We start from the raw sequence: 13,953 nt of genomic DNA, 5'->3' as shown, positions 1-13,953 counted from the left end.
GAACCTTCGATCCTGCGTCCATGGCTTGTCCCCCTCTCGCCGACGGTTGCCGTCTGCCTCGGGGAGGTGCCGCGCAGATGCGGCAACGCTCCCCGAAGTTCCATCACTGATAGGTGACAGTCACCGTGAAGTTGCCGGTATAGGCGCCTGAAGCCTGTGTGTCAGGCAGGCTGAACGATCCGCCGACGTTGAGCGTGGCGGATCCTGCGGCTGCCAGGGCGCCAGAGAGGGTCACCGTGCTGCCGAAGTCGGGCAGCAACGTTACCGGGATGGTGTTGGTCCCGCTGGTCAGGGTAACCGTCGCCGGGATCGAGGTGGTGACCGATTGGCCTCCCTCGCCATCGACAGTGAACTGTGCGCGGCTGGTGGTGCTGGCAAGTGCGACGGCACCGCTGGCGGCGACAACGGAGTTGCCGGTGTTTGCCAGCGTGACCGTACCGGTTCCGCCGGTGCGCGGACGCACGATGCGGCCAAAGGCAAGGTCGCTGTTCTTGGTGATCGTCAGCGGTCGGACAATGGTGACCGACCCCGACGCAGTAGCACTGCTGGTATTTGCGGCAGTCTGGGCGAAGGCGGATCCTCCGGCCAGAAGCCCGGCGGCAATTGCCGCGCTGGCAAGCAACTTCTTCATCTCAATTCCCCTATCCAACACTCCGGAGCCACCGGAGTTGTCCCGAGAAGGATCGTGCCGGATGTCGCACAAACCTTTGCCGGCGAACTGGCCGGACAAGGGCGTTTCCTAGGTAGAGGGGCCTAAGTAATGGTTAATTTCCGCCCGCTTGGGCGCAGTCATCGTCAACAGCTGTTTACCATGCTCATAGTGAAATATCGTTTATATTCATGCATATATGCCCGTTTCTGTCGAGAATTCGGGTCAAATTTAACATCATTTAATGTTAGAGGAAGGGGACTGCGCTCTCGAGCCGTTAACTAAAGTTATTAATACCCACATCTCGGCCGCGAAGGGCGCTCGATAATTTACGGCAGGTATGTCTGGCCCCGGTGAAGGCGTGACCGATCGATGCGCGGGCGGGCGGAATCGGGTTCAGTTCTGGAAGGGGATGCCGGTTCAACCGTCTGGACGGGATCCTGGCGAAATTGCCGGATGACCGGCACGGTGCTGCGGGATTGGCGCACCGTATGATGTGGACCCGGCGCCCACAAGTGCGGGCGCCGGTCCGGAACGGATCAGCCGTTCAGCTTGTCCTTGACCGCCTTGGCAGCCGAGAAGGTCAGCTTGTTGGAAGCTGCGATCTGGATGGTGGCGCCGGTCGAGGGGTTGCGGCCTTCGCGGGCCGGGGTGTTCTTGACCTTGAACTTGCCGAAGCCGTTCAGCGAGACTTCCTCGCCCTTCGCGGCTGCGTCGGCGATCGCGGCAAACACGCCGTCGACGACCTTGCGGGCGTCTGCCTTCGAAAGGCCGTGGCTTGCTGCGATGGTATCTGCGAGGTCGCTGTTGTTCATTGTCCTGATGTCCTCTGCTGGAAAGGGACGGCACGGCTAACGCAAGCAGAACCGCGAAAGCCATGGCCTGCGGCCGTCTTTCCACCGAATTTCGCGCGCTACCAGTGATTTTGCGGCGATTTTGGACTTGCACTGCGACGAATCGGAGATTTCGAGGAGGTCCAAGGCCAGTTGTAACTTTGTGTCGCAGCTTTTGCGCTTGCCCATCAAGGGACGTGCGCCAATGCGGCAATCTGCTAGACACGGGTCGGAAACGCATCTCGCACTTGCAGCACGGATGGCGCCGCGCAGGGCGCGATTCGCAATTGCTGTGGCCGGTGCGATGGAACGATCGAGATTTCGAGAGAGACTGTCCTTGTCGTCGACCAATCGCTTTGTATTTGCCCTGCCTACCGTTGTTGCCTCGGCGCTGGCGCTCTCGGCTTGCGGCTCCGCCGATGCCCAGAAGGAAAAGCCAACGCCGGTCGTCGGCGTCATGGTGGCAAGAGCCGAGCCGGTCGAACTGACGACCGAACTATCCGGGCGTACGGAAGCATCGGAGATTGCCGAAGTGCGACCGCAGGTGGCGGGGCTCGTTACCGCTCGGCTATTCCAGGAAGGCTCGTTCGTGCGGGCCGGCCAGCCGCTCTACCAGATCGATTCCCGGCTCTACGCCGCTAGCCAAGCTCAGGCCTCGGCGTCGCTTGCGGCTGCGCAGGCTACCGTCGAGGCCAACCGACTCAAGGCCGAACGCTTTGCATTGCTTGCCCAACAGGGCGGCGTAAGCAAGCAGGAAGCAGCAGACGCACGCGCAGCCTACAATCAGTCACGCGCGGCAGTGGGGCAGGCGCGGGCAGCGCTTTCGTCGGCACAGGTCAATCTTGGCTTCACCCGCGTCACCTCGCCGATCAGCGGGCGCATCGGCATTTCGATGGTGACGAAGGGAGCTCTGGTAACGAACGCCCAGGCTACGCCCATGGCCAAAGTGCAGCGGCTCGATCCGATGTACGTCAACATCAAGCAGTCGGGGGCAGACTTCATCGCGCTGCGTCGCGCGATCGAGAGCGGCAAGCTCGTTGCCGGCGCGGCCCCCGTGACCGTGATCCTGCCCGACGGCAGCACCTATCCGGTTGCGGGCAAGCTCAATCCCGCCGACATCGACGTCGATCCCGAAACCGGTACAATCACCGTGCGCGCGGTCGTGCCCAATCCCAGAGGCGATCTGCTGCCCGGCCTGTTCGTCCGGGCCCGCGTCGGTCAGGGAACGGTGCCGAACGGCATACTCGTGCCCCAGGCCGCCGTCAGTCGCGATCCGCGTGGGCGGGCCAGTGTGCTTGTCGCGAATGCCAAGGACGAACTCGAAAAGCGCGACGTGGTCGCCGACAATCCGGTGGGACAGAACTGGCTCGTCACATCAGGACTGAAGCCAGGCGACAGGGTAGTCGTCGAGGGGCTGATCAATGCGCGCGAGGGACAGAAGGTCAAGGTGGTTCCGGCGGGTTCGAAGTCGAAGCCCGAGGGGGCAGCGGGCTCTGGCGCAAGCGGCGGGAACTGATCGCGGATGATTTCCCGTTTCTTCGCATACCGACCGATCTTCGCGTGGGTACTGGCCATCGTCATCATGGCGGCCGGCCTGCTGGCGCTGCGCACCATGGGCGTGGAGCAATATCCCGATATCGCGCCGCCGACGGTCTCGATCAACGCGACTTATGGCGGCGCCGATGCTTCGACGGTCGAGAACTCGGTCACCCAGGTGCTCGAGCAGCAGCTCAAGGGCCTCGACGGGATGCTCTACTTCAGCTCGACCTCGTCGAACGGGTCTGCCAGCATCACAGTCACGTTCGACAAGGGTACTGATCCCGATACCGCGCAGGTTCAGGTCCAGAACGCGATCTCGCGTGCGGTCAGCCGCCTGCCGGCCGTGGTCCAGCAGCAGGGCGTCAACGTCAACAAGGCGCAGTCCGATCAGCTCATGGTCGTGTCGATCTACGACAAGACGGGCCGCGCGACGAACTCCGACATCTCCGACTACCTGACCACGCACTTTCAGGATCCGATCTCGCGCGTGGAGGGCGTTGGCAGCACCAACATCTTCGGCGGATCCTTTGCCATGCGGGTCTGGCTTGATCCCTTGCGGCTGGCGGCGGTGCAACTGATGCCCTCGGACGTGACGGCTGCGTTGCAGGCCCAGAACACGCAAGTTGCAGCGGGCGAGATCGGCGCCAATCCTGCGCCCGAAGGCCAGCGGCTCAACGCCACGGTCACTGCACGCTCGCGCCTTGAGACGCCTGACCAGTTCAGGAACGTGGTCGTGAAGACCAATGTCGATGGCTCGGTGGTCAAGCTCAAGGACGTCGCCCGGGTGGAACTGGGCGAGGAAAGCTACGGTGCGCTTAGCCGGTTCAACGGCATGCCGGCCACCGGCCTGTCGATCAGCCTTGCCTCGGGCGCCAATGCCACCCGCACGGCCGATCTGGTCAAGGCCAAGGTTGAGGAACTCTCCGCCGATCTGCCCGAAGGCTATGCCGTTGCCTATCCGCGTGACAGCTCGATCTTCGTGAAGCTTTCGATCGAGGAAGTGGTCTGGTCCCTCTTCGAAGCCATTGCGCTGGTCGTGGTGGTGATGTTCGTGTTCCTGCAGAACTGGCGCGCCACGCTGATCCCGGCGATTGCCGTTCCGGTCGTTCTGCTGGGCACCTTCGGCGTGCTCTTCCTGTTTGGCTATACTATCAACACGTTGACGATGTTCGGCGTGGTTCTTGCCATCGGCCTGCTGGTGGATGACGCCATCGTGGTGGTCGAGAATGTCGAACGCGTGATGCACGAGGAGAAGCTTGGTCCGCTCGAGGCCACCGTCAAGTCGATGGAGGAGATCACCTCGGCGCTGATCGGGATCACGCTGGTCCTCACGGCTGTCTTCGTGCCCATGGCGTTCTTCGGGGGGTCGACCGGCGCCATCTACCGTCAGTTCTCCGTCACGATCGTTTCAGCCATGACGCTTTCGGTGCTGGTCGCGCTGGTGTTCACGCCTGCACTGTGCGCCACGCTGCTAAAGCCCGTGGCAGATCATGAAAAGCCCAAAGGCCGGTTCTTCCGCGCGTTCAATTCGGGTTATTCCGGTCTTGAAGAGCGTTATCGCAATCGGTTGGCCCGGATCGTGGGGCGCCCCCGCGCCTGGATGATCGCCTTCATCGGTATCACCATCGCCATGGTCGCGCTCTATGTGCAGCTGCCAACCAGCTTCCTGCCCGACGAGGATCAGGGCAATATCTCGATCAGCTACCAATTGCCGGTGGGTTCGACCACGGAACAGACTCGCGCAGTCGCAACGGGCATATCGGATTACATTCGCAAGAGCGAGGCCGACAACATCAAGGCAGTCTTTGTCGTGATGGGACGTGGGCAGTCGGGATCGGCGCAGAATGCGGGGCAAGGTTTCATCCTGCTCAAGGATTGGTCCGAGCGGAAGGGTGCGGACCGGTCCGCATCGGCCATAGCCGAACGCCTGAACGCCCATTTCCGTTCATCGCGCGAAGCGCAGATCTTCATACTCAATCCACCACCGATCCGCGGGCTGGGCAGCTCGTCGGGCTTTGAAATGTGGTTGCAGGATGCGTCCGGCGCGGGCCGCGAAGCGCTTACCGCTGCACGCCGACAGCTGACCAAGCTGGCTGGCGAGGACTCGCGCATGGCGCAAGTCCGGTTCAGCGGTCTGGAAGACACGCCGCAACTGAAGGTGGACATCGACGACGATGCGCTCACTGCCTTCCAGATCGCGCCTGCCAGCGCCAATTCGACGCTGTCGATCGCCTGGGGCGGCCTCTACGTGAACGACTTCGTCGATCGCGGCAGGGTCAAGCGTGTCTACGTGCAGGGCGATGCGCCCTATCGCGCCAAGCCGGCAGATCTTGGCCAGTGGTTCGTGCGCAGTGCCAACGGCGAGATGGCGCCATTCTCGGCCTTTGCATCGACCCGGTGGACGCAAGGACCGGTGCGCCTGGACCGCTTCAACGGCATCGCCGCGCAACAGCTTCAGGGAAGCGGGGCGCCGGGCGTGAGCTCGGGCGATGCGATGACGATCATGGAAGAGAACGTCGGCAAGCTCGAAGGAAACTTTACACCCGCATGGAGCGGCCTGTCCTATCAGGAGCGCGCGGCATCGAGCCAGTCGGGCCTTCTCTATGCGGCTTCGATCTTCTTCATCTTCCTGTGTCTTGCCGCGTTGTACGAAAGCTGGTCGGTGCCGGTAGCGGTGCTGCTGGTGATCCCGCTCGGGATTGTCGGCGCGGTGCTGGCGGTCACGCTGCGCGGGTTCGACAACGACATCTACTTCCAGGTGGCACTTCTGACGACGATCGGCCTGTCCGCCAAGAACGCGATCCTCATCGTGGAGTTTGCCGAGTTCGCCATGGCGCGCGGGGCAAGCGCGATCGACGCCGCGCTTGAAGGCGCGCGCCTGCGGCTGCGCCCGATCATCATGACCAGCGTGGCCTTCATCGCCGGCGTCATTCCGCTGGCGTTCGCAGATGGTGCGGGCGCCAACGGGCGGCAGGCGATCGGCACTGGCGTGATGGGCGGTATGATCTCGGCAACAGTGCTGGCGATCTTCCTGGTGCCGGTGTTCTTCGTCGTGGTGAAGGGCTGGGTAGACCGTCGCAAGAACAAGCGGCCGCCTCTTGCTGCAGGAGAAACGGCATGAAGCGGCAGATCGCATTCGCGGCCCTGCCTGCGCTGGCGCTGGGCGCATGCAATTTCGCGCCGAGATACGTGCAGCCCACGCCGCCGGTGCCGCAGTCCTTGCCCCAAGGCGGGGTCTATCCGGCATTGGCCGGAACCGAGACTGCCGCCGACGCGCTGGGCTGGCGGGAATTCTTCGTAGATCCCCGCCTGCAGCAGGTCATCGCCACGGCTCTTGCCGAGAACCGGAACCTGCGTGCCACTCTGGCCAACGTCGAACGGGCGAGGGCGCTCTATCGCGTGGATAGTGCGGCACTGTTCCCTATTGTCAACGCCACTGGCACGCTATCGGCGGTGCAGGGAACAGCGGGCCGGGTAACCGACAATTTCCTCGTCCAAGCCGGGACGAGCGCCTACGAGATCGACTTGTGGGGACGCTTGCGCAATCAGAGCCGCAGCTCGCTCGAGACCTATCTCGCCACCGACGAAGGCCGCAAGGCGACGCAGATCGCACTGGTCGCCGAGGCGGCGAGCGCCTGGCTGTCCTACGCGGCGACAGCCGACGCCTTGCGCATTGCCGAGGAAACCGTCGCTTCCCGGCGCAGCACGCTCGACGTGAACGTGCGGCGTGAAGCCAACGGCATCGGCACCAGGCTCGAAGTCGCCACGGCGACGACCGCGCTAAACAGCGCTGAGGCGGCCGTAGCAGACTTTCGCACCAGCCTTGCCCAGGCGCGCAATGCGCTCGACCTTATCGTGGGCAAGCCGCTCACCGATGACCTTCTGCCGACAACCCTGGGGGCGGGCGATCAAATACGCGATGCCTTGCCGGTCGGGCTTTCATCGGAAGTCCTGCTGCGCCGCCCCGACGTGCTTGCGGCCGAGCATGATCTCAAGGCCACTTATGCGGACATAGGCGCAGCCCGCGCTGCCTTCTTCCCGACCCTCTCGCTCACGGGCTTGTTCGGCTTTGCCAGTGCCGGGCTCACCAACATCTTCAACAGCGGAGAATTTCAGAAGACGGTAAACGGCTCGCTGCGGCAGCGCATCTTCGATGGGGGCGCTACGGCCAATAACCTTGCTGCGGCAAAGGCCTCGCGCGATGCAGCCCTTGCAACCTACGAACGCACCATCCAGACCGCGTTTCGCGAAGTGGCCGACGCCTTGGCCCGGCGCGGGACGATTGACGAGAGCATCCGTGCCCAGTCGTCGCTTGAGGCCAATGCGGCGACCGCCTATCGCATCAGCCAGTCGCGCTATGACGCTGGTGTCGCCAATTACCTCGAACCGCTTGACGCCCAGCGGACGCTCTACAGCGCTCGCCAGTCGCTGATATCGGCGCGGCTGACCAAGGCGGCGAACATGGTGGAACTCTATCGCGCGCTGGGTGGGGGACTGGTGGAAGTCACAAGGCAGTGATCGCCTCGCGAAAAGCGGGTTGCCAGATTTAACCATGCGCTTAAATGGTTCGAGCCACATCGGGAGAGAACCATGGAAGCCCCACGTTATTCGCTCGCAGGCCGCGTTGCGCTGATTGCCGGAGCGTCATCAGGCCTAGGTGCACGCTTTGCCCGTCTTTACGCAGCCGCCGGCGCGTCGGTGGTCATCGGCGCGCGCAGGGTTGAGCGCGTGGCTGCTCTTGCCGAGGAGATCAACGGCCAAGGCGGCAAGGCGCAGGCCGTTGCTCTCGACGTGACCGAGGAAGCCTCGATCATCGCGGCCTTCGATGCGGCCGAAGCCAGTGTCGGAGTGCCCGATGTCGTCGTCGCCAACGCCGGCATCGTCGAGGCGGGACGCTCGATCGACCTTCCTGCCGACGCGATGCGCCGGGTCGTCGATACCAACTTCAATGGCGTCTACCTGACAGCACGCGAAGGGGCGCGAAGGATGATCGCGGCCGGATCGAAGCAGTCCGAGAAAGGGCGCATCATCCTGACCGGATCGATCACCGCGCAGATGACCGCGCAGGGCGACAGCGCCTATGCGGCCACGAAGCTCGCCGTGCAGCACCTCGGCCGCCAGTTCGCCCGCGAATGGGCACGGCTGGGAATCAACGTCAACGTGATCCAGCCCGGCTACATCCGCACCGAGATCGATGGCGAATGGTTCGATAGCGAAGGCGGCAAGGCGCAGATCGCCTCATGGCCGCGCAAGCGCCTGACCGAGATTTCGGCGCTGGACGACATGATGCTGTTCTTTGCCTCCGACGCCTCGCGGCAGGTCACGGGCACGTTCATTTCGGTCGACGACGGCCAGTCGCTCTGATGCTCAGGCGCTGACCGCCGGCCTCAGCCAACCAGGCTGACCAGCAGGTCCTTGGTGAGGACTTGCGGCAGCTGTTGCGGCTCTCCGTCCCCGTTGGGATACCACAGGTACAGGGGCACGCCCGCCGCGCCGTGCCTTGCAAGGAAGCGCGTGATTTCCGGATCGCGCCGCGTCCAGTCTGCGCGCATCACCACCACGCCACGCATCCGAAACGCCGCATCGGTCATGTCGGTCTGTATCGCAACCTTCTCGTTGACCTTGCAGGACAGGCACCAATCGGCGGTGAAATAGAGGAAAACCGGCAGGTTGTTGCGGCGTGCCTCGGCAAGGGCAGCCTCGGAAAACGGCCGTGAACCGAGCAGGTCTTCCTCGACGCCTGCCACGGGTGCCGGTGGTGGAAGCCCCACCACTCCGCCGATCATGATCAGCGCACTGACTGCGGCCAGCGCGCCAATGGGCCTGCTCTTGCGCTGCGTGATCCCGATGGCGGCCAGCGCTGCCAGAAGGATCACCGCGATTGCCACGGCGACGGCCGCGTATTGCGCGCCCCCGATCCGCCAGGTGAGCCAACCCAGGCCGAGCGCGGTCAGTCCCATAGGCAGGGCCATGATGCGGCGGAAGCGCTCCATCCACTTGCCAGGCTTGGGCAGGAGGCGGCGCAGGGCAGGGACGAAGCCCAGCAGCAGGAACGGCAGCGCAAGACCAAGGCCAAGCGCCGCAAATACGCCGAGCGCTGCCCATGCCGGCAGGACCAGGGCGGCACCCATGGCTGCGGCCATGAACGGTCCGGTGCAGGGCGTGGCAACGAATGCGGCAAGCAGGCCGGTGCCGAATGCTCCCGAATGGCCTGCACCGCGTTCGACCGAAAGGCCGGGAAGCTCATAGAGGCCAGCAAAGTTGGCAGTGATCGCCACGGCCAGCAGCAGCAGCACCGCGACCACGCCCGGCTCCTGCAGCTGAAACGCCCAGCCGACCTCTTCGCCACCCGCGCGCAGGGCCAGCATCGCACCGCCGAGCATCAGGCAGGCCAGCACTACGCCTGCCGTGTAGGCCAGGCCTTCGCTCCGTGCATTCTGCGAATTGCCTCGGGCGAGGGCGAGGGCCTTGAGGCTGAGGATCGGAAACACGCAGGGCATGACGTTGAGGATCAGGCCGCCGAGGAATGCGCCGAACAAGGCGAACGCCAGCGTCGATGCGGTGAAGGCCCCTTCGCCGCCGACTTCATCACCCCCCGTTGGCACGGCTCCCGGGGCCGAAGCGAAGGCGATGCCGCCTGCATCCTTGCCCATCGCCAGCACGCCTTCGATCCTTTCGGACGGAGCGGGTGACTTGGCCAGCGGGACTTCCACCACCAGCGTATCGCCGTTGCGGAAAAAGCGCTGGGCGGCGGCATAGTCGATGACGCGCTCGGTCTTCAGGAAAAGATGGGGTGCATCGAGCGGCGCCGAGGCGGGAAAGGGCAAGGCAAGGCGCAGGACCTTGCCGGTCAGCCTGAACGTGCCCGGACGGTCGAGCGGGGCAGGCATCGCTGAGCGCCAGCCCTCGAAGCGCTTGTCCCCCGGGCCACTTCCGACGGTAACCGTGCCCTGCAACTCGGCGCGTTCGGGCACGCAGATCTCATTGGTGCAGACCAGCCATTGCGCCTTGACCGAGATCGGCAGGATCGTGCCCGGCTTTGCATCGACGGGCAGTTTGAGCGGCACCAGCACGGCATAGTCGTGCTCGTACACGTGGTTCATCAGTCCCTGGATAACCAAGGTCTGCGGCACCGGAAACTCCATCGCTCCGGTGCTTGCGCCCTTGGGCAGGGTCCAGTCGAGCGTCAGTCCATAGCCGGCATCACCCGGGTTCGACCAATAGCCGTGCCACCCCTTTTCGGGCTGCATCAGCAGGGCAAGGGCGACCGTGCTGCCGGGCTGCGCCGGACCTTCGGCAATCAGGCTGGCGCGCATGTGGTTGGGTGCTGCTTGCGCGGGCGCGAAGACCATCAGCAACAGCGCTGTCACAAACATCGCTATTGTGCGCAAGGTCTTGATCCCGGCCAGTTCGCGTATCGGCATCAGGGCGTTACCGGTTCCATCTGGCCCCTTGAACGGGAGCGCTTGGCGGGCCATGCGTAGCGCTCTTGGGCGTCCTACGGCTGGCCTTCCTTCGAGTCCAGTGTACGTGCCCACAGGAGTATGTTTCGCGTGAAAGCCCTTACCCGTTACGCCGCAGTCCTGTTGGCATGCGCTGCCCCGATCCTTCCACTTGCGGCGCAGGAGGTATCGCCCGCGCCCGCGGTCAGCCAGCAGGTTCCGGCAGGCGCGCCCAAGCTGCTTGTCGCGATTTCCATCGACCAGTTCTCCGCCGACATCTTCGCGCAGTATCGCCAGCACTTTACCGGTGGCTTCGTGCGGCTGACTCAAGGCGCGGTATTCCCGGCGGGCTACCAGAGCCACGCCGCAACCGAGACCTGCCCCGGCCACTCGACGATCCTGACCGGCAACCGCCCGGCCCACACCGGCATCATCGCCAACTCGTGGATCGACCAGACCGTCACCACGGGCCCCAAGGTCGTCTATTGCGCCGAGGACGTATCGAAGCGCACGGCGGGATCGCGGGACTACGTCGCCTCGCCCGTGCATCTGCTGGTGCCGACGCTGGGTGAGTGGATGAAGAAGGCCAACCCTGCGGCCCGCAACATTGCTGTCTCGGGCAAGGATCGCGGCGCGCTGATGATGGGCGGGCACGATATCGACCAGGTCTACTGGTGGAAGGGCAAGCAGTTCGTCACGCTTGCCGGGCGTCAGCTGGGCCCGACGGCGGTCGCGCAGAATGCCGAGATCGACCGGCTGCTGGCCAAGGGCGCGGGTGAGTTTCCGTTACCGGCCTATTGCCGCCGCGCCGATCGTGCGGTGCAGGCGGGCGACGTTTCAGTCGGCAATGGCCACTTCGCGCTGAAGGCGGGCGAGCCCGAGCAGTTCCGCGTGTCGCCCCGGCTCGACCGCGCCACGCTGGACCTCGCGGTCAAGCTGGTGGACGAACAGAAGCTGGGCCGTAACACCGTGCCCGATCTCCTCGCCGTCAGCCTCTCGGCCACCGACTATGTCGGCCACGCCACCGGCACCGAGGGCGCGGAGATGTGCATCCAGTTGACCCAGCTTGACCTGGCGCTCGGCGATTTCTTCGCCAGCCTCGACAAGCGCGGGATCGACTATGCCGTGGTGCTGACTGCCGATCACGGCGGGTTCGACATTCCCGAACGCCTTCACGAGCAGGGCCTTGAAAAGACCTCTCGCGTCGGCCCGGAAGTTTCGGCCGAGGCGCTGTCGGCTACCCTCGGCAAGCGCTATGGCCTCGAGCCAAAGAGCCTGATCCTGTCGGATGGCCCCGCGGGCGACTACTGGCTGCGCAAGGACCTCGACATCGGCCTCAAGGGCAAGATCATCGACGACGCCAGCGCGATCCTGATGACCAGCCCCTTCGTCGAGAAGGTGCTCTCGGCCGCGGAAATCGCCGCGACACCGATGCCGCAGGGCTCGCCCGAAACCTGGACCCTGGCCGAACGCGCGCGCGCCTCGTACAACCCGCTGCATTCGGGGGACTTCGTCGTGATGCTCAAGCGGGGCGTGGTCGCCATTCCGCAGGCGCGCAAGGGCTACGTCGCCACGCATGGTAGCCCCTGGGACTACGACCGCCGCGTGCCGATCCTGTTCTGGCGCAAGGGCATGACCGGTTTCGAACAGCCGAGCGGCGTGGAAACGGTGGACATCGCCCCCTCACTTGCGGCACTGATCGGCCTCAAGATCCCCCAAGGTGCATTTGACGGACGCTGCCTCGATCTCGATGGTGGCGTCGGCAATACATGTGGAGTGGTCAAGTGAACGAGTCGCAGGCAGACGTCGTTATTCTGGGTGGTGGTCTGGTGGGCATGACGCTCGCCATCGGCCTCGCCAAGGCGGGAATCACCTCCCACGTGGTCGACAATTCCGACCCTGCGGCGCAGACCGCCGAAGGCTTTGACGGCCGCGCCTCGGCAATCTCGACTGCCAGCTGGAACCTCTACACCAACCTCGGCATGGCCGAGCAACTGGCGCCCAAGGGCTGCCCGATTGAATCCATCGCGGTGACCGACGGGATGAAGCCGGGCCGGATCGACTTCAAGCCGGGCGAGGGGGATGGCTCGCTCGGTCGCATGTACGCCAACCGCGATCTGCGCATTGCGATGTACGGCGTGGCCGCGCGCGAAGAGGCAATCACCTTCCACCCCAACAGCCACGTGGTTGCCCGCGAGCGCGGCGAACACGGCGTTTCGGTCACGCTCTCCGATGGCCGCCTGCTCAAGGGGCGGCTCATGGTCGCAGCCGAAGGGCGCAAGAGCCCGACGCGCGACGAGGCCGGGTTCACGCCCGCCAAGTGGGACTACGGCCACCGCGCGATCATCGCTGGGCTGACGCACGAGAAGCCGCACGGCAACGTCGCGTGGGAAGTGTTCTACCCGGCGGGCCCCTTCGCGCTGCTGCCGCTGCTTGATGAAAATGGCAAGCATCGTTCGGCGCTGGTCTGGACCGTGGCCGAGAAGGACGCCGCCGCCGTGCTGGCCATGCCAGAGGCGATGTTCCTGAATGAAGTCGCCAGCCGCATGCACGGCATCTTCGGCAAGATCGAATTGGCCAGCCCGCGCTCGTCCTATCCGCTCAATTTCCACCACACCGCGCGCATCGTGGAGGACCGGCTGGCGCTGGTCGGCGATGCCGCGCACGGCATGCACCCGATCGCGGGGCAGGGCCTCAACGTCGGCCTGCGCGATGTCGCGGCACTGGTCGAGGTGCTGTCGGACGGCGTGCGCCTGGGTCTCGACGTAGGCGACGCGCAACTCCTCGCCCGCTACGAACGCTGGCGCGCGGCCGATACCTTCATGGTGGCCACGGCAACGGATGTGCTGACCCGCCTGTTCGGCATCCCCGGCAAGCTCCCCTCGGCAGTCCGCCGCCTCGGCATGGCCGGCGTGCAGCGCGCGGCGCCGCTGAAGCGCTGGTTCATGGACGAAGCGCGCGGCATGAGCGGCGACCTGCCCAAGCTGCTGCGGGCGGCGTGATGTTGGCGGCGTTGCGCCGCGGATGACCACCTAACCGTCGCCCCGTGCTCGACACGGGGCTTGGCTTTTCTTTCCAGCCCAGCGCCGAAGAAGAAAAGCCAAGTCCCGGATCAAGTCCGGGACGACGGGTTTTGGGTATCTGATGCTGCGGTTTGGAGCGCAAACCGACGCTATTCTTCCCAGCTACGTAATTGCAGAATCAAAGCTTCACCGTTGGCGAGCAAGTTATGATCTGCCTTGAAGCCCTCATAGTGCGTTGCTTGGAGCCAGCGCATGCCCTCGTCAAAGCTCACCGGCTGCCAACCTGGGATCTCCACGCGGGCAATCTTACGACTGCCGATGTTCTCGAGAATGCGATCTCGGTGATCGCTCCACCGTTGTTGTGCTGACTTCGACATCGCAACCTCTAAGTCTGTTCACCGTTGTAGGTTGTAGGCCAATGTCCCCAATTGTGTCGTCTCAGCGACGACGACGCTTGGCGCAAATCC

10 protein-coding genes are annotated in these 13,953 nt (G+C 64.4%); 6 read left to right on the top strand and 4 right to left on the bottom strand.

Annotation, left to right across the window (positions count from 1 at the left end; genetic code table 11):
* Positions 1–103: 103 nt before the first annotated feature.
* Both NJ75_RS16115 and NJ75_RS16110 read right to left on the bottom strand, forming a co-directional pair.
* Positions 104–631: a DUF4402 domain-containing protein gene (locus NJ75_RS16115; protein WP_039336289.1), complete on the bottom strand. Its 528-nt coding sequence runs from the start codon at positions 629–631 to the stop codon at positions 104–106.
* A gap of 557 nt (positions 632–1,188) precedes the next feature.
* The gene (locus NJ75_RS16110) at positions 1,189–1,464 is read right to left on the bottom strand and encodes an HU family DNA-binding protein (protein WP_039336287.1); all 276 of its coding nucleotides are present in this window, start codon (positions 1,462–1,464) and stop codon (positions 1,189–1,191) included.
* 355 nt (positions 1,465–1,819) lie between these two features.
* Between NJ75_RS16110 and NJ75_RS16105 the strand changes: the two genes are divergently transcribed.
* The 4 genes from NJ75_RS16105 to NJ75_RS16090 all read left to right on the top strand — a co-directional run bounded on the left by NJ75_RS16105 (position 1,820) and on the right by NJ75_RS16090 (position 8,385).
* Positions 1,820–2,998, top strand: coding sequence for an efflux RND transporter periplasmic adaptor subunit (locus NJ75_RS16105; protein ID WP_236727168.1), 1,179 nt, complete (start codon positions 1,820–1,822; stop codon positions 2,996–2,998).
* A 6-nt stretch (positions 2,999–3,004) separates the two neighbouring features.
* A complete protein-coding gene (locus tag NJ75_RS16100) occupies positions 3,005–6,142 on the top strand; it encodes an efflux RND transporter permease subunit (RefSeq protein WP_039336285.1) in 3,138 nt (1,045 codons plus the stop codon).
* Complete coding sequence (locus tag NJ75_RS16095) at positions 6,139–7,539, top strand: efflux transporter outer membrane subunit (RefSeq protein ID WP_039336282.1); 1,401 nt, start codon at positions 6,139–6,141, stop codon at positions 7,537–7,539. Before NJ75_RS16100 ends, NJ75_RS16095 begins: the two co-directional genes overlap by 4 nt.
* 72 nt (positions 7,540–7,611) lie before the next feature.
* Positions 7,612–8,385 (top strand): SDR family NAD(P)-dependent oxidoreductase, encoded by a 774-nt coding sequence (locus tag NJ75_RS16090; protein ID WP_039336279.1) that lies wholly within the window; start codon positions 7,612–7,614, stop codon positions 8,383–8,385.
* Positions 8,386–8,408: 23 nt separating this feature from the next.
* On the opposite strand, the gene NJ75_RS16085 is transcribed toward NJ75_RS16090, so the two are convergent.
* The gene (locus NJ75_RS16085; protein WP_236727167.1) at positions 8,409–10,499 is read right to left on the bottom strand and encodes a protein-disulfide reductase DsbD family protein; all 2,091 of its coding nucleotides are present in this window, start codon (positions 10,497–10,499) and stop codon (positions 8,409–8,411) included.
* A gap of 66 nt (positions 10,500–10,565) precedes the next feature.
* Here NJ75_RS16085 and NJ75_RS16080 point away from each other — a divergent pair, with 66 nt between their 5' ends.
* A complete protein-coding gene (locus NJ75_RS16080; protein WP_039336275.1) occupies positions 10,566–12,251 on the top strand; it encodes an alkaline phosphatase family protein in 1,686 nt (561 codons plus the stop codon).
* Positions 12,248–13,465: a UbiH/UbiF/VisC/COQ6 family ubiquinone biosynthesis hydroxylase gene (locus NJ75_RS16075; RefSeq protein ID WP_039336273.1), complete on the top strand. Its 1,218-nt coding sequence runs from the start codon at positions 12,248–12,250 to the stop codon at positions 13,463–13,465. Before NJ75_RS16080 ends, NJ75_RS16075 begins: the two co-directional genes overlap by 4 nt.
* A gap of 170 nt (positions 13,466–13,635) precedes the next feature.
* On the opposite strand, the gene NJ75_RS16070 is transcribed toward NJ75_RS16075, so the two are convergent.
* Positions 13,636–13,863, bottom strand: coding sequence for a hypothetical protein (locus tag NJ75_RS16070; RefSeq protein ID WP_039336270.1), 228 nt, complete (start codon positions 13,861–13,863; stop codon positions 13,636–13,638).
* Positions 13,864–13,953 lie beyond the last annotated feature (90 nt).

The sequence above is a fragment of the Novosphingobium subterraneum genome (genome assembly GCF_000807925.1).
Taxonomy (GTDB): Bacteria; Pseudomonadota; Alphaproteobacteria; order Sphingomonadales; family Sphingomonadaceae; genus Novosphingobium; species Novosphingobium subterraneum.
Note: the sequence above shows the minus strand (reverse complement) of the source record. Positions and strands in the feature narration are given on the sequence as shown.